Origin of the sequence: Streptomyces chromofuscus (assembly GCF_015160875.1) — a bacterium.
Classification (GTDB): domain Bacteria; phylum Actinomycetota; class Actinomycetes; order Streptomycetales; family Streptomycetaceae; genus Streptomyces; species Streptomyces chromofuscus.
On sequence record NZ_CP063374.1, the window covers coordinates 4,022,971 to 4,043,623 of the forward strand.

Genomic DNA, 20,653 nt, shown 5'->3' on the forward strand with positions numbered 1-20,653 from the left:
CGGTCAGTGACCACGAATCAGCAGCCTCCGTTTCCGCCGCACGAACCGCCGCGCGGAACCGGCTCCGGCATGGGGTCGGGAAGCGGCTCGGGCAGGGGTGGGGGTGGCGCTTCAGGCATGGGGTCCGACAGAGGCCGGGGTGACGCCGGCGGCATGGGCCACCGGGGTGACACTCCCGGTGTCGGGGCGGGTGGCGGACAAGGGTATGGCCCTGGTCCTGGCCTTGGCCCCGGGGGCGGCTGGGGACAGGGTGCGGGGCACGGCGGCGGCCAGGGCTACGGTCCCGGCTTCGGCGGTGGTGAGGAACACGGGCCCGGATTCGGCGGTGGTCAGGGCCACGGTCCCGGCTTCGGCGGTGATCAGGGCCACGGGCCCGGCTTCGGGGACAGTGAAGGACACGGTCCAGGTACCGGCGGTGGTCGAGGCCACGGTTCGGGGCCCGGCGGCGGTCACGGGCCCTCCGGGTCCGGTGGCGGCCGGGGACACGGGCATGGTGCCGGCGGCGGGACTGGCGACGGATCCGGCGGCGGACACGGCCACGGTCACTCGCACAGTCACGCCCACGGCCCCGCGGCCCCCGTCTCCACGCACCTGCGCAAGGTCATCGCGGCGGTGCTCATCCCCTTCGCCGTCGCCGTGGTGGCCGGGCTCGTGGTGCTGTGGCCCGGCGGTGCCCCGCCGCACGAGCGCACCGGCGTCGGCTTCGACCGGCAGACCCAGCAGGCCACGGTGACCAGGATCGAGGAGTTGCCCTGCGACTCGGTCAACCCCTCGGCGCCCACACCCAACGGCGACACCTCGACCGCCGAGGGCTCGTCCGCCCAGCAGCAGGCGAACGGCGCCTGCAAGCGGGCGACGATCCGCATCGACACCGGCGACGACACCGGCCGGACGTTCACCGAGATCGTGCAGCCGGACCAGTCACGGCAGTTGCACCAGGGCGAGAAGGTCGTGGTCGCCTACGAGCCATCCGCACCCGAGGACCTTCAGTACTCGGTCACCGATGTGAACCGCCGACTGCCCATGGCCGTGCTCGCCGGACTCTTCGCACTGGCCGTCGTGGCCGTCGGACGACTGCGCGGCGTCATGGCGCTGATCGCGCTGGCCAGCAGCTTCCTGGTGCTCAACTTCTTCATCCTCCCGGCGATCCTGCAGGGCTCGAACCCTCTGGTCGTGGCGGTGGTGGGATCGAGCGCCATCATGCTGATCGCGCTGTATCTGTGCCACGGTCTGTCGGCCCGAACATCTGTGGCCGTACTCGGCACCCTGATCTCACTGTTGCTGATCGGCATTCTCGGTTCGCTGTTCATCGACTGGGCCGCGCTCACGGGCAACACCGACGACAACACCGGCCTCATCCACGGCCTGTACCCGTCGATCGACATGAGCGGACTGCTGCTGGCCGGCATCATCATCGGTTCGCTCGGTGTGCTCGACGACGTGACGGTGACGCAGACCTCGGCGGTCTGGGAACTGCACGAGGCCAATCCGGCCATGGGCTGGCGCAACCTGTACCGGGCGGGCATCCGTATCGGCCGCGACCACATCGCCTCCGTCGTCAACACCCTCGTCCTCGCCTACGCGGGCGCCGCGCTCCCCCTGCTGCTGCTGTTCTCCATCGCCCAGAGCAGCGTGGGAACGGTCGCCAACAGTGAGCTGGTCGCGGAGGAGATCGTGCGCACGCTTGTCGGCTCGATCGGCCTGGTGGCCTCCGTGCCGGTCACCACGGCCCTCGCGGCTCTCGTCGTGTCGGCCGACCGCCCCGGCAAGGAGCCCGCCATGGCGTCGGCGACCGGCGGCGACGGCCACGAGGTGCCGGTACCGGCCCGCGGAGGGAAGGGCCGGCGGCGCAAGCGCTGAGCGCCGCGACAGGAGCGTGGGGCGCCAGGGGCGCGAGCCTCGGCGGACACCGGCGGCACGAACCCTGAGCCGCAGTGCACGTCGGCCACCCCTGGTGGAACCCGACCTCCCGGGGTTCGAAGGGGGCTTCCGTACCGGCCCCGGGCAGAAGCGTTCCTGCAGGCCTGCCTTCAACCGCGCTCACACGCTCTGAGCCCCCGAAGGATCTGCCTGCGCGACAGCCGCGCCCGCCGCGCCCCCAACCAACCGGACCCAACCGGACCCGACCCAGGCCCGACCGCAACGACTACCGCCCGCGTCATCCCGCCGGGAAATCGCGCGCACAGCCGTTGCCCTGAGGCAGCAGGGGGGGAGCAGCAGGAGGCAGAGGAAGCCATCGAGAGCCGGCCACACCGGCACCGACCGCACCAGGCGAAGCGTTACGCCTCCGCCCGCCTCACCGTGCGCCTCAGCCCGCGCTCTGCTCCTCCGCCAGGATCCGGTCCAGCGCCTCGTCGAGATGCGCGTCGAAGTCGGCGAGAGAGCCCTCCTGGCCCAGCGGCACGAGCTTGTCCGTGCGGTCGAGGAAGGCGACCAGCGGGGCGGTGGAGGAGCGGAACAGCGCCTGGTCGCTGCCGACCTGCAGCCGGATCAGGACATCGCCCAGCGACTCCGGTTCGACCGGGGAAACCCGCACATCGCCCTCGCCGCACGGCCGCCCGACCCCGTCGATCAGCAGCTCCCGGCCGAAGGCCCAGGTCACCGGGGCATCCCCGGGCAGATGGAAGGTCAGCCGCACTGCGTAGGGATCACGCGTCTCGTAGCGCAGCTCCACAGGGATGCGGAAGGAGAGCTCCTCGGAAACGAGGAAGCTCATCATGACCTCTGCCTGTACGGACTCGCGCATCGCCTACCCCGTCACTTGCCGTTCGATTGGCCGGGAATGAACCTCTGATACCTGGTGGCATCTTGCTGAACGTACACACCAGATCACAAGGAGTGAGTTTTCAGATACTGATAGAGAGTGCCAGCGACCCCAGCGCACGACCCACCTCGGTCTGCAACTGCCGTACCGCGGGCAGCAGTCGATCCGCTTGATGACTGGGAAGCGAGATGGCCATCGTCCCGGCGGTCTCACCCACAGTGATCGGAATGGCCGCGCAGACCGTGCCGAGCGCGTACTCCTGGCGCTCGGTCACCGGTTCCATCCGGCTCGTTTGTTCGAGTCGTTGCAGCAGGGTGCGGCTGTCGCTGACGGTGTAAGGAGTGATCGACTGCACGGGATAGCGGTCGAGGTGGTCCCGGCGGGTGTGCTCGTCCACCTGGGCCAGCAGGCACTGCCCGATGGCGTGCGCGTGGCCGGTCTCGCGGAAGTCGGCCCACTCCTCCACCGCCGGGTTGCCGGGGGTGTCGGAGACGCACATCACCTCGATCTCGCCGTCGCGGTAGATCGCGTAGTACACGGGTACGCCGATGGAGTCCCGCCAGCGTGCGAGGGCATCGTTGACCGTGCTGCGACGTTTCTGCTGTGCCCCGCTGCTGCTCAGCCGCTCGGCCGCCTCGCCGAGGAAGAACAGCCCCTTCTCCCGGCGCAGATACCTCTCGTGCACCAGGGTGCGCAGCAGGTGGTAGGTGGTGGGGAGGGCGAGCCCGGTCTCACGGGCCAGTTGCTTGGCGGGTGCGCCGTGCTCGCGCTCGGCTACGGCTTCCAGCAGGCGCATGGCGCGCTGCACGGACCCGATGAGCGTGGCGTTGTGCCGGGGCGTGGGGGGTGCGTATGGGTCTGCGGGTGCGGTGTCTGCCGTGGCCAAGGGTCACTCCCGAAGCGCGAGGGGGGCAGCCCGTGCTGGGTGAACACGGGAGGGGTGTACAGGTGTGTACGCCGCTCGCGGGGTCACCCCCGCGTCGGGTTCCGGACTCTATTGGCCTGCCACCGCTCGCAGACCGGTCCGCCCGGAAACTTCCCTCCCCCGAGGGAACCGGCGATTCCTGTTACCGGTCCCCGTCACCCACAGCTGTCACCATTCGCCACGCGAGGAGGAGTTCGTCGTGAACTTCCGTACGACGTAGATGAGTCCGCCGACCAGGGCCACGAAGACCAGCAGCTTGAAGAGCAGGCCGATCACGAAGCCCACGACGCTGGCTATCACGCCTCCGAACACGACCAGGGCGATGACCGGCACCGCGATCCACTTAACCCACCACGGCAGACCCGCGAAGATCTCTCGCATCGCCCTCGTCCTTCTCTCTCCGCCCACCGGCCGCACGGCTCCCCATGAGCCTTCCGGTCCCGCCAGGTCCTGTGATGTCCTGCCTCGATGCTAGGGCCGGCAAGGGGCCCGGCGGGCGCCTCGCAGCCCTTGTCCTCCCCTGACCGATCCCCTAGGGAATCCGAGGGCGGGAAAGCCGTGAACCCCGAGCCCGCACGTCAGTTCTCGGGCGGAGAGAACACCACCAGCACACGCAGGTCCTCACTGATGTGGTGGAACTTGTGCGCCACCCCGGCCGGGACGTAGACCACGCTGCCGCGGGCCACCTCGGTGGTCTCCATGCCGACGGTGATCGCGGCGCGGCCGCTGACGACGAAGTACACCTCGTCCTGATGGTGCGGTTTCTGCGGATCGTGCTCGCCCGCGTTGAGCGCGTACAGACCGACCGACATGTTCCGCTCGCGCAGAAACTGCAGGTAGGCACCGTCATGGGCGGCGCGCTCCGCCTCCAGTTCGTCCAGCCGGAATGCCTTCATCGTCTCGTTGCCCTCGCACCCGTGCTCGTGTCCGATTCCGTCTGCCACGATCAGACACATGATGAATTTCGTAGTCAAGACGATCGCCAACGCGGGCGCACTGGCGGTCGCCGTGTGGTTGCTCGACCAGATCACCCTGACCGGCGACAGCACCGGGAAGAAGGTCGGCACCCTGCTCCTGGTCGCGCTGATCTTCGGCCTGGTGAACTTCCTGGTCAAGCCGATAGTCAAGCTTCTGAGCCTGCCGCTGCTCATCCTCACGCTCGGCCTGTTCACCCTGATCGTCAACGCGCTGATGCTGTTGCTGACCTCGTGGCTCGCCGACAAGCTGGACCTGAGCTTCCACGTCGAGGGCTTCTGGACGGCCGTGCTGGGCGGTCTGATCATCTCGATCGTCTCCTGGGCGCTGAACGTCGTCCTGCCCGACCGGGACTGAGCACCATGACCTACCGCGTCTGCTTCGTCTGCACCGGCAACATCTGCCGCTCCCCGATGGCCGAGTCCGTCTTCCGTGCCCGCCTGGCCGAAGCAGGGCTGAGCGGCCGTGTGGAGGTCGACAGCGCCGGCACGGGCGGCTGGCACGAGGGCGAGCCGGCCGACCCGCGCACCGTGGCCGTGCTCCGGCACCACGACTACGACAGTGAGCACGTCGCGCGGCAGTTCCAGCCGTCGTGGTTCTCCCGGCTCGATCTGGTGGTCGCGCTCGACTCCGGGCACCTGCAGGCGCTGCGCCGTCTCGCGCCCACCGAACAGGAGGCGGCGAAAGTGCGCCTGCTGCGTTCGTACGACCCCGCCGCCGGCGACGACCTCGACGTCCCGGACCCCTATTACGGGGGCGACGAAGGTTTCGAGGAGTGCCTTGAGATGGTGGAGGCGGCGAGCGCGGGACTGCTCGCCGCGGTACGCGAGCACGTGGAAGGACGGGCGGCATGAGCGGGTCTGCAGGCGGTACGGGTGCGGAGCCAGGCGTCGGCGAGGGCACGCGCGCGGTGCGGGCGGGCCTGCCCGAGCCGGTGAAGCACGAGCCGACCCTGCCGGGTCCGGTGTTCGCCGCCCACTTCCATCTGCCGGGCGACCCCACGGGCCCGTACACCTACGGCCGTGACGAGAACCCGACCTGGACGCATCTGGAGCGGGCGATCGGCGAGCTGGAGGCGCCCGGTCAGGACGGCGTCGAGACGCTCGTGTTCGCCTCCGGGATGGCCGCCATCTCGGCGGTCCTCTTCTCTCAGCTGCGCGCGGGCGACACGGTCGTGCTGCCCAGCGACGGCTACCAGGTGCTGCCGCTGGTGCGCGCGCAGCTGGAGGCGTACGGCATCGAGGTGCGCACCGCTGCGACGGGCGGCGACGCCCAGCTCGATGTCCTCGACGGTGCGAAGCTGCTGTGGATCGAGACCCCGTCGAACCCCGGGCTCGACGTGTGTGACGTCCGGCGGCTCGCCGAGGCGGCACACGCGCGCGGTGCCCTCGTCGCCGTCGACAACACGCTCGCCACCCCGCTCGGGCAGCGCCCGCTGGAGCTCGGCGCGGACTTCTCCGTGGCCAGCGGCACCAAGCAGCTCACGGGGCACGGAGATGTCCTCCTGGGGTATGTCGTCGGCCGCGAAGGCGAGGCCATGACCGCCGTACGGCGCTGGCGCAAGATCGTCGGGGCGATCCCGGGGCCGATGGAGGCATGGCTCGCGCACCGGTCGATCGCCACGCTCCAGCTGCGCGTCGAACGGCAGAACGCCGGCGCCCTGGCGGTGGCCGAGGCGCTGCGCGGCTGGCACGAGGACCTCGGGGTGCGCTACCCGGGGCTGGCGAACGACCCGTCGCACAAGATCGCCTCGCAGCAGATGCACCGCTACGGGTGCGTGGTGTCCTTCACGCTGCCCACGCGTGCGCGTGCGGACCGTTTCCTCGACGCGCTGCGGCTCGTGGACGACGCGACGAGCTTCGGCGGCGTGCGTTCCACGGCCGAGCGGCGGGGACGCTGGGGCGGGGACGCGGTGCCGGAGGGCTTCATCCGGCTGTCGGTCGGTGCCGAGGATCCCGAGGACCTGGTGGCGGATGTGCTGCGCGCGCTGCACGAGTCGGCGCGCTGACCGCTCCCCGGACGTCCCGTGAGGGCCGGCCTACGGAGAACGGACGGTCCGAGCCTCCCCCCTCGTGGCTCGGACCGTCCTCGGTTCCGCGCGCGAAGAACCGCGCGACCAAGGCTAGTTGACTCTCTGTCAGTGTCCAATCACCGTAGCGACAGAGACCTATCGACTTATTTATAGTTGGTCCCTGCCTCGGGGTGGGAGCAGCGCACGGAGGGGGTGGGCGCCCAATGGATCTGGCCTTGCTGCGCACGTTCGTGACCGTGCACCGGGCCGGTTCCTTCACCCGGGCAGCCGCCCTGCTGGGCCTCTCCCAGCCTGCCGTCACCTCACAGATCCGCACACTCGAACGGCAACTGGGGCGGCCCCTCTTCCTGCGGCAGGCGCGCGGGGTGACGCCGACGAGCATCGGCAACGAGCTCGCGCACAAGGCCGCTCCGCATCTGGACGCACTGGTGGAGATCGCAGAGAGAGGACTCGACGACGAGTCCTCCTTACGCACGTTGCACCTGGCCGGTCCTCCGGAGTTCACCGCCGAGCGGGCGCTGCCCGCGCTCGTGGAGCTGACCGGGGAGGACGGCCAGGGCTTCGCCCTGCGCACCTCCTTCGGCAACGCGGAGGAGACCTTGGAGGGGTTGGCCGCCGGACATCATGATCTGGCCATCAGCACGGCCCGCCCGCGCGGCGCCCTGCTCACCGCGACTCCGCTCTGTGACGAGGAGCACGTCCTGGTCGCCGCCCCACGCTGGGCCGGGGAGATCGACGCCGGGACGCTGCGCGACAAGGGGGCACCCGCCCTGGAGAACCTCCCCGTGGTCGAGGTGCACGAGACGCTGCCATTCGTCGCCCGCTACTGGGCCTCCGTCTTCGACTCCCGCCCCGCCGCGTCCGGCACCGTCATCGTCCCCGATCTGCGCGCCGTCCTCGCCTGCGCCGCCGCCGGCGGAGGGCTCGCGGTGCTGCCCCGGTACCTGTGCGCGCCCGCCCTGGACCGCGGGCAGGTGGTCGCGCTGCACGAACCCACGGTGCCGCCGCTGCGGACGTACTTCCTGGTGGTGCGCACCGGAACGCTCGCCATGCCGCACATCGCGCGGGCGCACGAGTGGCTCCAGCGGTCGGCCGCCGACTGGTGCTGAAAGGGGTGACCGGCGGCTTCACTCACCGGGCCCGGAGGGTGACGTTCCGCGATGTTTCATGTGGAACACGGCGGGCCACATTTCTCCCATGACCGTCCGACCCGTGGTCAAGCGCACCGCCCGCGCCGTTCTCCTGGACGGTGACGACCTGATCCTGATCAAGCGCACCAAGCCCGGTGTCGATCCCTACTGGGTCACTCCTGGTGGCGGGGTCGAACCCGGCGACCCGACCGTCGTCCACGCCCTGCACCGCGAGGTGTACGAGGAACTGGGCGCCAAGATCACTGATGTCGTTCCCTGTTTCGTGGACACCGTCGAGCACATCGGCGATGACTGCGGCGCGACCGGCGTGAAAGTGCAGCACTTCTTCGTCTGCCGGCTCGAATCCATGGATCCGTCACTGAGACACGGTCCGGAAGTGGAGGAGCCCTCGGGCGAGTACGAGATCGTTCGCGTGCCGTTCACCCGCGTCGGTATCGCCTCCGTGCATCTCGTACCGCTGTCCCTGCGGCACTACCTCGACGGGAACATCGAGGGCGTTCGAGCCATGCACGCGCCCGACCTCGGCTGAGTCGGCGGCCGGTCGACGGGGCCTGCTTTCGCTTCACGGCCGTGGTCCCGCCCCGCCGGCCATCAGCTTCCGGTGGCGACGAGTTCCTCGACGGAGTCGTGCCGTATGCGCTCAAACGGGATGCCGACGCCCCGCAGGGCGTCCACGCCACTGCGGATCATGCCGGGCGGACCCGACAGATAGGCGTCGAACTCGTTCCAGGGCCCGTACTCCCTTATGGCGTCGGGGAGCTGGACGTTCGCCTGCTGGTCGACGATCGCGCGCACCGAGAGCCAAGGGTGCGTCTGCTGGAGCCTGAGCATCGTGTCGATGTCGTAGAGGTCATGGTCGGTGCGGGCCCCGTAGAACACCTCGACCGGTCGCCGCTTCCCGTGCTCGGCGACGTCCTCGACCAGGGCCTTGATCGGCGCGATGCCCGTGCCGCCGCCCAGGCACAGCAGCCCGCTGTCGGTGCTGTGGTCCACGGTCATGGAACCGGCCGGCGGGCCGAGGCGGATGACGTCACCGGGCCGGGCCCGGTGCACCAGGGCGTTGGAGACCCAGCCCGCCGGAACCGCCTTCACATGGAAGCTGAGCAGTCCGTCGGATCGGGGCGCCGAGGCGAAGGAGTAGTGCCGCCAGATGCGCGGCCACCACGGTGTCTCCACGCTGGCGTACTGCCCCGCGAGGAACGGATACGGCTGGTCCGGCCGGACGGTGACGACCGCCACGTCAGGAGTCCTCAGGTCGTGCGCGACCACCTCGGCATGCCACCAGGCCGGGGCGCGCAGCTCGTCCGCGGCCGCCGCGTCGATCATGACCTGGGAGATGGTCGTGTACGCCCGCACCCAGGCCGCCTCCGTCTCGTCGCTCCAGACGGACTCGGCGTACCTGCTCAGCGAGCCGATCAGGCACTCGCCGACCGCCGGGTAGTGCGCGGGCTCTGTGCCGTACTTGCGGTGACCTCGGCCGAGGTTCTGCAGATAGGGCACCAGCACGCCGGTGTTGTCGATGTGCTCGGCAGCCGTGAGCAGCGCCTTGAGCAGGCGGTCCCGCTGGGCGTCCATCGCGGCGGGGAAGAGCGGGCGCAGTTCGGGGTGGTGTACGAAGAGCAGGGCGTAGAAGTACGACGTGACCTTGTCGGCGACGGGGGCGACCGTGGCCATGGTGCGCCGGATCAGGACGGCGTCCGGGGAGGCGTCCTCGCGGGGGGCCGGGGCCGGGCTGGGCGCCTGCGAGACGGAGCTCGGCGGGTGGGAGCGCGGGGCCGTCGGCGCGGGGGGCGGCTCGGCATGCACGGCCGGAGCGGTATGGGACGCCGGAGCGGTGGAGGGCCCGCCGGACGTAAGGAGGGACGGCTCGTTGCGGTCTTCCGGGGCGTGGCGCTGTGTGGGCACGCGGTGTGCGGCCGGCGGGGCCTCGGCGGTGGCTCTCGCACGCTGGTCCGAGGCCGGCGATTCGGTGCTGCGGGGCGAGGGCGGCGCGGGCGTGGGTGCGGCCGCCCGGCCTATTCGCTCATGATCGGCCGGGATGCCGGTGACGGCAGGTCCGGCGCCAGGGACGGGAGAGGTGGCGGAGGTTTCCGACGGCGCCGCCCGCGGACCCTGCCACCCGGGCTCACCCGCACCCTGAACACGCCCGGTCTGATCCGCACCCTGCGAACGGCCGGGCTGCCCCTGCTCCCGAGTCCACCCGGGCTGCTCCGCGTCCTGTGCTCGCGTGTGCCGCTCCGGGGGCCGGTATCCGGTCAAGGCACCCTGAGCAGTGGCCCCGCTCGGCATGTCCGGCTGCCGCGCCCACGGCGCCCCCGTGCCGCGTGCCTGCGGCGCCGACTCGGCGTCAGCCGCCTCACCGGCGCGCGGGGCCCCGAAGGTGGGGCGGGCCTCGCCGGCGGCGGCCGGGTCCGTCGCGCGTTGCTTGAGGGCCTCGGGGACGTAAGGCCGGGCAAGGGACCCGTCGGCTACCGGACGTCCGTGTGGCTGCCCGCCCTGAGAGGTCGTGCCGGACGCGGCCTCGTCCGTCGGCGTGCCCGGGTCGTCGGCCGGCGTCCCCCTGCCGACCGGGCGCATGCCGGCCAGGCGGCGGCCCTCTCCGGTCTCCCGCGCGGTCCCCTCAGTCGCCACGGGTGTCTTGCGCGCCGTGAACCAGCCGCCCCCGCCGTTCGCAGCGCCGTGGTCGGACGACGTGGTGGTGGGAGCATCCATGGTGTGCCTCGCCTCGAACATCTTTCGGTCGGTCTGCGCACTTCCTCGGCGGGAAGGTGCCTGCTTTCCCCGCAGCCGGCTGCTGCCCCCGTTCCGCGTCGCGGCCGACGCAGCCGTAGTCAACTCTTGTTCGCTGTGCGTACGAACAAGTAGGACGAGAGTGTGACGTTGGCCGCAGTGTTCTCATTGCAGCGTCCCATTTCCCCTGGACGCCCTGGCCGCTCAACCGAGAATGCGGGTCTTCGATCTCTCCGTCCCGTTAGGCTGCAATGCCCTGCTGTCGGCCCCTACGGGAAGAGTGCTCCGTGTCCCGTGCGGGAACCGGAGTCGACCCTACCGGCCCCCGGCCCGCACACAAGTCCCTCCTTCCACGGCCGCGAATTCGACTGTGCGGAGATCCAGCGTTTCCCCCAACTACTGGACGTGCCGCACCAATTCATAGGCATCCCACAGATCCTTCCCCGCGTACGTGTGGGTCGCGAGTCCCCTCAGATGCCGGTCCGCATTGACGGCGACGGAGACTGGGACGACCCCGAACAGCTCCGTGTCGGACGACGAGTCCCCGTATGCGACGCAGTCCGCGCGCGTCACCCCGAACTCCTGGCAGAGCCGGTCGGCGACGACTACCTTCGCCGCGGCGCTGAGTACGCCGGCGGGATCCACGGGCCGGGTGAAGGGCACAGCGGGAAACAGCGAGCCGTGCGCCGCGTGCGCACCCCACCCCGTGAGCCGTTCCACGAAGAACGAGGGAGACAGCGACACCACCGCGCAGTAATCACCCTGGCGCCGGATCTCCGCCCAGACCTCACGGATTCGACTGAGCCACGGCGCACCGTCGAAAGCCGCCGACACATGCGTCTCGGTGAGACCCGCCCACAGTGCGTGCACGCGTTGCGCATACTCCGGCGGGCCGATCAACCCCGCCGCGATCTCCCGGTCGAGGGCCACCGTCTCGGATTCCAGACCGAGTTGCCGGGAAATCTCCACGGGCGCCGAGGTGCCGTGGAGCAAAGTGCCGTCGAGATCGAAGAGATGAAGTCTCGCCATGGCACTGGAGGCTAGTGCCGGCGCCGGACTATCGGCGGCATGATCGGCGGGACTGATGGACGCTCGCCGTTCGCCGGTGTTTCACGTGAAACACCCTTAGGTTGTTCATGCATCCCGCCCGGCCCCTCAAGTTGGCCAAAAGGACCTACGTCTCTGCCGAAACAGGTGGACGTCAAGGGCACCGGTCAGACAGCCTGACCTGCGTGCCTACTCCTGCCCTCGCTGCTCTGCCGATCCGCCGCCTGACCCGTCGCGACCTCAAGGTCTGCGCCGACTTGTCCGAGGACCGGGGGTGGCCACGCGAGGAGCACAAATGGGGCTTCCTCCTCACCGCCGGGAAGGGATACGGCATCGACGACCCCCAAGGAGGGCTCGTGGCCGCCTGCGCGGTCACCGAGTACGGACCGCTGGAACGCCCTGAACTCGGAGCCGTGGGCATGGTGCTGGTCGCCGAGCGGCACGCACGCCAAGGCGTCGGGCGCCGCTTGATGCAGCATGTGGTGTCTCTGATGGGCACGACGCCTCTCACCCTGCACGCGACGCCGAACGGTCGCCCGCTCTACGAGGAACTCGGCTTCAAGGTCACCGGCCGCGCAGAGATGCTGCGCGGCCTTTTCGTGCCGAGTGGACCCGAGCCCGATGTGGCCACCCGCCCGGCCACCGGCGAGGACCTCCCCAAGATCCTTCGCATCGACGCCGAGGTGTTCGGCACCGACCGCACGCACATCGTCACGCGCCTGCCCGCCTTCGCCGACCAGGTGCGTGTCGCCGAGGAGGACGGCCGCATCATCGGCTACGCGGCCGCCTGGCCCAACATGGACACGCATGTCGTCGGCCCACTGATCGCCCGGGACACGGAGACGGCGAAGGCGCTGATCGCCTCGCTCGCGGCCCACACCGACCGCCCTCTGCGCACCGACATCGACGTCCGGCACGAGGAACTGCTGGCGTGGGCGAAGGAGCGCGGCCTGGCATCGGTCGCCTTCAACGCGGTGATGGCGTACGGGATGTCGGAACTTCCGGGTGACTGGAGTCGGCGCTTCGCTCCGCTGACGGTGGCCGCGGGCTGAGTCCGATACGACAGGGGGACGCCGGTCCGCTGGGGCACCGGCGTCCTGTCGCGGCTGACGGATCCGACGTCAGCCGAGCGCCTCCACGGCGGCCGTGGCGAACCCGTGGTCCTGCTCCGGGGCGCCGCCGCCCACTCCGATCGCACCGATCAGCCGTCCGTCACGGTGAATCGGCAGACCCCCCGCGATGAACAGCAACGGCCGGTCGAGCGCGGTCTGGAGGGAGTGGAACGGCCCGTCGGGCTTGACCGCGTCGACGAGGTCGGCGGTCGGCGCGTTCAGTTGGAGAGCGGTGTACGCCTTCCGGGTGCTGGTCTCACCGGAGATCAGCACGGCCCGGTCGTCGCGCCGGAAGGCGAGCAGGTGCCCGCCGCCGTCCAGGACGGTGACGCTGACGGTCGCTCCGGCGGCCTCGGCGGCCCGCTGTGCGGCCGTGACGAGGAGGTCGGCGTCCTGGACGGTCAGGGGCCCGACGGCGGTGGTGGTGCTCATGGCGTGTGTTTCTCCTTGTGTATGTCGCTGGTGGGGGTAACGGCCGGGTGGGCGCGGGGACGGCCCTGGCCCCACGCCGGCCCGGGTCGGGGTGAGTGGCGAGCGGACGGTGCGGGACCAACGGCGGGGCATACGGTCCGCCGCGTCCGGGGCGGTCAGTGGTGGACGGCGGTCCGCTCCTCGGTGGGGACGCCGGCCGCCACGACGGCACTCGTCGTGCCGGCACGACGCTCCAGCGCGGCCGACAGGACGGCGAGGAGCAGAGCGGCCGCGGCGAGGACGGCGCCGACCCAGTTCGGGGCGGTGTAACCCAGGCCGGCCGCGATGACGATGCCGCCGAGCCACGCGGACAGGGCGTTGCCCAGGTTGAAGGCGCCGATGTTCACGGCGGAGGCAAGGGTCGGCGCACCGTGCGCCTGGTCGAGGACGCGCTTCTGCAGCGGCGGCACCGTGGCGAAGCCCAGGGCGCCGATCAGAGCGATGGTGACGGCCGAGAGGACCTTGTCGTGAGCCGTGAGCGTGAACAGCGCGAGCACGATCGCAAGGGCGCCCAGGGAGACGTACAGCATCGGCATCAGCGCGCGGTCGGCGAACTTGCCGCCGACGAGGTTGCCGCCGACCATGCCCAGGCCGAAGAGGACCAGCAGCCAGGTGACGGAGCCCTCGGCGAAGCCGGTGACGTGGGTCATCATCGGCGCGATGTAGGTGATGGCCGCGAAGACGCCGCCGAAGCCGAGCACGGTCATCGCCATGGCGAGCAGGACCTGGACGTTCCTGAAGGCGGCCAGTTCATGCCGCAGGTGGACGCCTTCGGGCTTGGGCATCTCGGGGACGAGCTTGGCGATACCGGCCAGGCCGATGACACCGAGCGCGGCGACGACGGTGAAGGTGACGCGCCAGCCCAGGGACTGCCCGACGAGCGTGCCCAGCGGAACGCCGACGACGTTGGCGACGGTCAGGCCCGTGAACATCATCGCGATCGCTCCGGCCTTCTTGTCCGGGGCGACCAGTTCCGCGGCCACCACCGAGCCGATGCCGAAGAAGGCACCGTGGGCGAGTGAGGCGACCACCCGGCCGATGAGCATCACGGCGAAGGCGGGAGCGAGGGCGGAGAGCAGATTGCCCACGATGAACAGCCCCATCAGCACCATGAGCATCCGTTTGCGGGAGATCTTCGTGCCGAGCACGGTCATGAGCGGGGCGCCGAACATCACGCCGAGCGCGTAGCCGGTCACCAGGAAACCGGCTGTCGGAATGGAGACCCCGAAGTCGGTCGCGACCTCGGGCAGCAAGCCCATGATCACGAACTCGGTGGTACCGATGCCGAAGGCCCCGATCGCGAGGGCCAGAAGCGCGAGAGGCATGGGGGATACACCTTCCCAGATGATTACAGGAGCGCTTTGCGTGCATCCACAATAATTGCAGACGCGGGCTATATGCAACCGCCGACAATTGCGGCGCTGCTCTATCCTGGATGCAGCCGCTCCGGACGGAGGAGACCCCAATGACAGCGACGGACCCCGCGCTCACCGCCCTCGCCCAGGGTTGGTGCGCCCTCTCCCTGCTGCACGGGAGGATCGAGGCGCACATCGAGCGCGCCCTGCAGGCCAGGCACGGCCTGAGCGTGCGCGAGTACTCCCTGCTCGACGTCCTCAGCCGACAGCACGACGGCGACGGGGGGCATCTGCAGATGAAGCAGGTCGCCGACGCGGTCGTGCTCAGCCAGAGCGCCACCACTCGGTTGGTCACCCGGCTCGAGGACCGCGGTCTGCTGGAGCGGTACCTGTGCCCCACCGACCGCCGCGGCATCTACACCAACGTGACCGAGGCGGGCCTGAAGCTGCTGGCGGAGGCGCGGCCGACCAATGACGCCGCCCTGCGCGAGGCGCTGGACGAGGCGGCCAAGAACCCTGAGCTGGTCCCACTGGTCCGCGTCGTGGAGTCGGCGAGCGTGCCCGCTTAGGGTGCGGACATGGGAGATCTTGAGATACGAGCCGCGGTCACGGACGACCTCCCCGCGATCGTCGGCATGCTCGCCGACGACCCCCTGGGTGCGCAGCGCGAGTCACCGGACGACCTGATCCCGTACCGGGCCGCACTGGAGCGCATCGGCGCGGACCCGAACCAGCACCTCGTCGTCGCCGTTCGTGAGGGCCGCATCGTCGGAACGCTTCAGCTCACGGTCATTCCCGGACTCTCCCGCCGTGGAGCCACCAGGTCGATCATCGAAGCCGTCCGCATCCATGCGGACGAACGCGGGAGCGGGCTGGGCGCACAGCTCATCGAGTGGGCGATCGAGGAATCCCGGCGACACGACTGCCAATTGGTGCAGCTGACCTCCGACACCTCCCGCGTGGACGCCCACCGCTTCTACGAGCGGCTCGGCTTCACGGCGTCCCACGTGGGTTTCAAGCTTCAGCTCTAGGCCCGCGGGATGCGAACGGGCGCCGCAGCGGAAGCCGTGTTTCACGTGAAACACGGCCCTTGCTTCGCGCTTCAGACAGCCCTCATCCATGCCGTGAGGCGGCCTCTACTCTTCACGCCCTGGCCCCTCCCCACCCTAGGGCGGCCTCTCCTCCGCACGCTGAGACGGCCGCCCCTCCGCCGCGCGTCTTGCCCGTGTACCGCCTAACCGATCCCCCGCCACCCCTCCGGGTCCACTCCGCCCGGCACTTCCGCTGTCTCGTCGTACGGCTGACGTGTGAACACGAACGACCCGAGGTCCAGATGGCTCACGGAGCCGTCAGCCCGCCGTACGGGCCGCAGCAACTCTCCGGCGTAATAGCCCTCCAACCCCGTCCAGGTGCCGTCACCGTTGGCCCGGAAGCGTGCGCCACGGCCCTTCCCCGACAAGGGCTCCAGCGTCACCCCGCCGCCTCCCGTCAGCCGCAGACCGAAGGCGTACGTCCCCCAGTACCACTGGCCCGCCAACTCCAGTACGACCGGGTCGACCTCGGGCAAGGGGCGCCACGGCTCGGGAATCCGCGGCTCGGCCTCGGCGACGATGCGTACGAGGTCGGCGCCCACCGTCGACAGCAGCGGCCCTGAGGTGCAGTTGGCGAGCACCACTGCCCCGACGTCATCCGCCACGCTCAGGGTGAGATTCGCGAGGAAGCCCGGCAGCGAGCCGGAGTGGCCCACGAGCAGCCGTCCGTCGCAGTGCTGAATCTGCAGTCCGAGTCCGTACGTCACTCCCTGGGCGACGTCCGCGGCCTCGGCCGGCGCCGCGGGCGCCCGCATCTCCCGTACGGTCTCCTCGCTCAGCACCCGCTCGTCGCCCTGCGCGAGGAACACGGCGAACCTCGCCAGATCCCCGGTGGTCGACCAGAGCTGACCGGCAGGAGCCATCCGCCCGAGGTCCTCGGCGGGCTCCGGCAGCAGGACGTCGGCCCAGGGATGCACCGCCCAGCCACCTGCACGCGGGGAGGAGGGGCGCACACGCGTCCGGTCGAGGCCGATGGGTTCGAGCACCTCGCGCCGCAGCACCTCCTCCCAGGGGGCAGCGCGCAGTCTCTCGACGAGCGCGCCGAGCAGGGTGTAGCCGGGGTTCGAGTAGTGGAAACGCCGGCCGGCCGGATGCAGGAACGGATGGTCACCCAGCACGTCGGCCAGCTCCGGGCGCAAGGACCCGGGGCTCCGCTCCCACCAGGGTGCCGGGGACTCGGCGGCCAGCCCGCTGGTGTGCGCGAGGAGTTCGGCGATGGTGGCCTCACCGGCACGGGTGCCCGGCAGATGCTTCTCGAGCCGGTCGCCGAGGTCGAGGACGCCCTCGTCGCGCAACCGCAGCACGAGAACCGCGGTGAAGGTCTTGGTGATCGAACCGATCCGGTACTGCACGTTCTCGTCCGGCATCTGCCCGTCCACCGACGTTCGGGCCCCGTGCCACACGGCGCGCCCGTCCCGCACGACCGCCGCGACCATCGACGGCGCGCGCCCTTCGGACTGGGCCACGGCCAGCCGGTGCAGCAAAGCCCTGCGCGTCCCGGGGAGCAGCTCTTCCTGAGATGTCGTCATGCCCCCAGTTCATCCGGCCGGGGGACGCACGTCGAGCACATTTCCCGGCACGCGGCGACCCGCCGGCGACCGGCCACGAGGCCCGCGCCCTCGCCGCGCGTTCGCGACCCTGTCCCGCGTCCGCGGATCAGGTTTGCGCCATGTCCACGAACCGCGAGTAGTGGCCCTGGAAGGCGACCGTGATGGTCGCGGTCGGGCCGTTTCGGTGCTTGGCGACGATGAGGTCCGCCTCGCCCGCACGGGGCGACTCCTTCTCGTAGGCGTCCTCGCGGTGGAGCAGGATGACCATGTCGGCGTCCTGCTCGATGGAGCCGGACTCACGCAGGTCGGAGACCATCGGTTTCTTGTCGGTGCGCTGCTCGGGGCCACGGTTCAGCTGGGAGAGCGCGATGACCGGGATCTCCAGCTCCTTGGCCAGGAGCTTGAGGTTCCGGGACATGTCCGAGACCTCCTGCTGACGGCTCTCGGCGCGCTTGGAACCGCCGGACTGCATCAGCTGGAGGTAGTCGATGACGACCAGTCGGAGGTCGTTGCGCTGCTTGAGGCGACGGCACTTGGCGCGGATCTCCATCATCGACAGGTTCGGGGAGTCGTCGATGTAGAGGGGGGCGGCGGAGACGTCCGGCATCCGGCGGGCCAGCCGCGTCCAGTCCTCGTCGGTCATCGTGCCGGACCGCATGTGGTGCAGCGCGACACGGGCCTCGGCCGACAGCAGACGCATCGCGATCTCGTTGCGCCCCATTTCGAGCGAGAAGATGACGCTCGGCAGGTTGTGCTTGATCGACGCGGCCCGGGCGAAGTCGAGTGCGAGCGTCGACTTGCCCATCGCGGGACGTGCTGCGATGACGATCATCTGGCCCGGATGCAAGCCGTTGGTGAGCGAGTCGAAGTCGGTGAAACCCGTCGGCACGCCCGTCATCTCGCCGGTGCGCGAACCGATCGCCTCGATCTCGTCGAGCGCGCCCTCCATGATGTCGCCGAGCGGCAGGTAGTCCTCACTCGTGCGTTGCTCGGTGACGGCGTAGATCTCGGCCTGGGCGCGGTTGACGATCTCGTCGACGTCGTCGTCGGCCGCGTATCCCATCTGGGTGATCCGGGTGCCCGCCTCCACGAGGCGGCGCAGGACGGCCCGTTCGTGGACGATCTCCGCGTAGTACTCGGCGTTCGCCGCCGTCGGCACCGTCTGCACGAGCGTGTGCAGATAGGAGGCGCCGCCGACCTTGTTGATCTCACCGCGCTTGGTGAGTTCGGCCGCGATGGTGATGGGGTCGGCCGGCTCGCCCTTGGCGTAGATGTCGAGGATCGCCTGGTAGATCGTCTCGTGCGCGGGCTTGTAGAAATCGTGGCCCTTGAGTATCTCCACGACGTCGGCGATGGCGTCCTTGGACAGCAGCATGCCGCCCAGGACGGACTGTTCGGCGTTGAGATCCTGCGGCGGGACCCGCTCGAAGGACGAACCTCCGCCGTCCCAGGCGCCGTTGTCCCGGCCCCGATCATGCTGGTCCTCGCGTGTGCGGCCACCGTCCCCGCGTCGGCGGGAGGGCAGACGATCGCTGGGACCGCTGTCGGCCCACGGGTCGTCCAAGGGCTCGGAAATGCTCACCGAGCCACCTCCTCCCGTCCGCCGAGCGGACCTCGCCGTGCCCCTCATTTCTACGGCACGGCACTGACAACTGAGAGGCCCAACTCCGGTACTGACGCGTCGGTTTTGTGACGGTTTCACGGCCTGGCGGGGGGAGCGGGCGCCGGACCACGTTAGGCCCCCGGGCACCGTCAGCCAATCTGGTTATCCACAGGCCATGTGGACGACGGCCCCTATGCTGTGGAGAACTCCGCGAAACCTGTGCACGACACGGTGGACAGCGCTGTGAACAAGCCCGCACCGTCTCGTCGCAACTGCCGCTGACCTGCACCTTTCCCATCCACTGGCTGTGCAGAAGAAAAACTTTCCCAGTCGGCCCAAGTTCGCTTCGAACAGTGCCCGACGCTACGCTCCGCTACGACCCGAGTAAGGGTCACTGAGACCTTGTGTCTCTTACCTGTGGAAGATTAGATTGATGCTCATGACACAGGCTCCCGCGCCCCCCAGGACCGCTCGGCGACGACACGATCGCGAGATCGTCTCCCTGGCCGTCCCGGCCTTCGGCGCACTGGTCGCCGAGCCCCTCTTCGTCCTGGCCGACAGTGCGATCGTCGGCCACCTCGGCACGGGCCAACTCGCCGGGCTCGGCGTCGCCTCGGCGCTCCTCACCACCGCCGTCAGCGTCTTTGTCTTCCTCGCCTACGCCACCACGGCGGCCGTGGCCCGGCGGGTCGGTGCTGGTGACCTCCCCGCGGCCATCCGGCAGGGCATGGACGGAATCTGGCTGGCCCTGCTGCTCGGCGCCGGCGTCATCGCCGTCGTCCTGCCCACGGCACCGTCACTTGTGGAACTCTTCGGCGCCTCCGACACAGCGGCTCCCTACGCGACGACCTATCTGCGGATCTCGGCCTTCGGCATCCCGGCCATGCTCGTCGTCCTCGCCGCGACCGGCGTCCTGCGCGGTCTGCAGGACACCAAGACGCCGCTCTACGTGGCTGTCGCGGGCTTCGTCGCCAACGGTGTCCTGAACGTGGCCCTGGTCTACGGTGCCGGCCTCGGCATAGCCGGCTCCGCCTGGGGCACCGTGATCGCCCAGTGGGGCATGGCCGCCGTCTACCTCGTGGTCGTCGTGCGGGGAGCCCGCAGCCACGGCGCCTCACTGCGCCCGGACGTCGCGGGGATCAGGGCGTCCGCACAGGCCGGGACACCCCTTTTGGTCCGCACGCTCTCACTGCGAGCCATCCTGATGATCGCGACAGGCGTCGCAGCCCGCCTGGGCGACGCCGACATAGCGGCCCACCAGATCGTCCTCTCCCTCTGGAGCCTGCTGGCCTTCGCACTCGACGCCATCGCCATCGCCGGGCAGGCCATCATCGGACGGTATCTCGGCGCCGACGACCCACAAGGAGCCCGTGACGTCTGCCGACGCATGATGCAGTGGGGCGTCGTGGTCGGTCTCCTCCTCGGGACTCTGGTCGTCGTGGCCCGCCCGGCCTTCCTCCCTCTGTTCACCAGCGACTCCGCGGTAAAGGACGCCGCTCTCCATGCCCTGCTGGTCGTGGCGCTCTCCCAGCCGATCTGCGGTGTCGTCTTCGTCCTGGACGGCGTCCTGATGGGAGCCGGTGACGGCCCCTACCTCGCCTGGGCGATGCTCCTGACTCTCGCCGTCTTCACTCCCGTGGCGCTGCTCGTACCCACCGTCGGTGGCGGGCTCACCGCATTGTGGGCGGCCATGACGCTGATGATGACGGTCCGCATGCTCACCCTGTGGCTGCGCGCACGCTCAGGCCGCTGGCTCGTCACGGGCGCCACGCGCTGAGCAAGTCGTCAGCGGAAACAGGACGCGGGAGTGGCTCCCCAGCCCGATTCGGCGTTTCACATGAAACACC

20 protein-coding genes are annotated in these 20,653 nt (G+C 70.0%); 10 read left to right on the plus strand and 10 right to left on the minus strand.

What is annotated here, in order from left to right:
- The first annotated feature begins 153 nt into the window (after positions 1 to 153).
- The gene (locus tag IPT68_RS18165; RefSeq protein WP_189696202.1) at positions 154 to 1,860 is read left to right on the plus strand and encodes a YibE/F family protein; all 1,707 of its coding nucleotides are present in this window, start codon (positions 154 to 156) and stop codon (positions 1,858 to 1,860) included.
- Between the two features lie 448 nt (positions 1,861 to 2,308).
- Here the strand turns inward: IPT68_RS18165 and IPT68_RS18170 are convergent, their stop codons facing one another.
- From IPT68_RS18170 to IPT68_RS18185, 4 genes are all read right to left on the minus strand, one after another.
- Positions 2,309 to 2,746, minus strand: coding sequence for an SsgA family sporulation/cell division regulator (locus IPT68_RS18170; RefSeq protein ID WP_189696024.1), 438 nt, complete (start codon positions 2,744 to 2,746; stop codon positions 2,309 to 2,311).
- 100 nt (positions 2,747 to 2,846) lie between these two features.
- A complete protein-coding gene (locus IPT68_RS18175; RefSeq protein ID WP_189696201.1) occupies positions 2,847 to 3,560 on the minus strand; it encodes an IclR family transcriptional regulator in 714 nt (237 codons plus the stop codon).
- A 297-nt stretch (positions 3,561 to 3,857) separates the two neighbouring features.
- Positions 3,858 to 4,070, minus strand: a complete 213-nt coding sequence (locus IPT68_RS18180) for a DUF5326 family protein (protein WP_189696023.1) — start codon at positions 4,068 to 4,070, stop codon at positions 3,858 to 3,860.
- 197 nt (positions 4,071 to 4,267) lie between these two features.
- Complete coding sequence (locus IPT68_RS18185) at positions 4,268 to 4,585, minus strand: cupin domain-containing protein (protein ID WP_189696200.1); 318 nt, start codon at positions 4,583 to 4,585, stop codon at positions 4,268 to 4,270.
- Between the two features lie 58 nt (positions 4,586 to 4,643).
- Here IPT68_RS18185 and IPT68_RS18190 point away from each other — a divergent pair, with 58 nt between their 5' ends.
- The 5 genes from IPT68_RS18190 (at position 4,644) to IPT68_RS18210 (ending at position 8,376) form a co-directional block, all read left to right on the plus strand.
- Positions 4,644 to 5,021 (plus strand): phage holin family protein, encoded by a 378-nt coding sequence (locus IPT68_RS18190; RefSeq protein WP_189696022.1) that lies wholly within the window; start codon positions 4,644 to 4,646, stop codon positions 5,019 to 5,021.
- Between the two features lie 5 nt (positions 5,022 to 5,026).
- A complete protein-coding gene (locus IPT68_RS18195) occupies positions 5,027 to 5,518 on the plus strand; it encodes a low molecular weight protein-tyrosine-phosphatase (protein ID WP_189696021.1) in 492 nt (163 codons plus the stop codon).
- A complete protein-coding gene (locus tag IPT68_RS18200; protein ID WP_189696020.1) occupies positions 5,515 to 6,672 on the plus strand; it encodes a cystathionine gamma-lyase in 1,158 nt (385 codons plus the stop codon). Before IPT68_RS18195 ends, IPT68_RS18200 begins: the two co-directional genes overlap by 4 nt.
- A gap of 227 nt (positions 6,673 to 6,899) precedes the next feature.
- Positions 6,900 to 7,805, plus strand: coding sequence for a LysR family transcriptional regulator (locus IPT68_RS18205; protein WP_189696019.1), 906 nt, complete (start codon positions 6,900 to 6,902; stop codon positions 7,803 to 7,805).
- Positions 7,806 to 7,893: 88 nt separating this feature from the next.
- Positions 7,894 to 8,376 carry an NUDIX domain-containing protein gene (locus tag IPT68_RS18210; RefSeq protein WP_189696018.1) on the plus strand — a complete coding sequence of 161 codons (483 nt, stop codon included), beginning with the start codon at positions 7,894 to 7,896 and terminating at the stop codon, positions 8,374 to 8,376.
- 62 nt (positions 8,377 to 8,438) lie between these two features.
- On the opposite strand, the gene IPT68_RS18215 is transcribed toward IPT68_RS18210, so the two are convergent.
- A complete protein-coding gene (locus IPT68_RS18215) occupies positions 8,439 to 10,106 on the minus strand; it encodes a globin domain-containing protein (RefSeq protein ID WP_373300491.1) in 1,668 nt (555 codons plus the stop codon).
- An 867-nt stretch (positions 10,107 to 10,973) separates the two neighbouring features.
- Entirely contained in the window at positions 10,974 to 11,606 is a 633-nt protein-coding gene (locus tag IPT68_RS18220; protein ID WP_189696016.1) for an HAD family hydrolase, read from the minus strand.
- Positions 11,607 to 11,809: 203 nt separating this feature from the next.
- Between IPT68_RS18220 and IPT68_RS18225 the strand changes: the two genes are divergently transcribed.
- Entirely contained in the window at positions 11,810 to 12,676 is an 867-nt protein-coding gene (locus IPT68_RS18225; RefSeq protein WP_189696015.1) for a GNAT family N-acetyltransferase, read from the plus strand.
- A gap of 69 nt (positions 12,677 to 12,745) precedes the next feature.
- On the opposite strand, the gene IPT68_RS18230 is transcribed toward IPT68_RS18225, so the two are convergent.
- Complete coding sequence (locus tag IPT68_RS18230) at positions 12,746 to 13,168, minus strand: GlcG/HbpS family heme-binding protein (protein WP_189696014.1); 423 nt, start codon at positions 13,166 to 13,168, stop codon at positions 12,746 to 12,748.
- A gap of 155 nt (positions 13,169 to 13,323) precedes the next feature.
- Complete coding sequence (locus IPT68_RS18235; RefSeq protein ID WP_189696013.1) at positions 13,324 to 14,532, minus strand: MFS transporter; 1,209 nt, start codon at positions 14,530 to 14,532, stop codon at positions 13,324 to 13,326.
- Between the two features lie 140 nt (positions 14,533 to 14,672).
- Between IPT68_RS18235 and IPT68_RS18240 the strand changes: the two genes are divergently transcribed.
- Both IPT68_RS18240 and IPT68_RS18245 read left to right on the plus strand, forming a co-directional pair.
- Entirely contained in the window at positions 14,673 to 15,131 is a 459-nt protein-coding gene (locus IPT68_RS18240; protein WP_189696012.1) for a MarR family winged helix-turn-helix transcriptional regulator, read from the plus strand.
- Between the two features lie 9 nt (positions 15,132 to 15,140).
- Positions 15,141 to 15,593, plus strand: coding sequence for a GNAT family N-acetyltransferase (locus tag IPT68_RS18245; protein WP_189696011.1), 453 nt, complete (start codon positions 15,141 to 15,143; stop codon positions 15,591 to 15,593).
- Positions 15,594 to 15,796: 203 nt separating this feature from the next.
- Here IPT68_RS18245 and IPT68_RS18250 read toward each other — a convergent pair whose 3' ends face one another.
- Positions 15,797 to 17,182, minus strand: coding sequence for a serine hydrolase domain-containing protein (locus tag IPT68_RS18250; protein WP_189696010.1), 1,386 nt, complete (start codon positions 17,180 to 17,182; stop codon positions 15,797 to 15,799).
- A 127-nt stretch (positions 17,183 to 17,309) separates the two neighbouring features.
- Positions 17,310 to 18,785, minus strand: a complete 1,476-nt coding sequence (gene dnaB, locus IPT68_RS18255) for a replicative DNA helicase (protein ID WP_189696009.1) — start codon at positions 18,783 to 18,785, stop codon at positions 17,310 to 17,312.
- Positions 18,786 to 19,245: 460 nt separating this feature from the next.
- On the opposite strand from dnaB, the gene IPT68_RS18260 reads away from it, so the two are divergent.
- The gene (locus IPT68_RS18260) at positions 19,246 to 20,583 is read left to right on the plus strand and encodes an MATE family efflux transporter (protein WP_189696008.1); all 1,338 of its coding nucleotides are present in this window, start codon (positions 19,246 to 19,248) and stop codon (positions 20,581 to 20,583) included.
- Positions 20,584 to 20,653 lie beyond the last annotated feature (70 nt).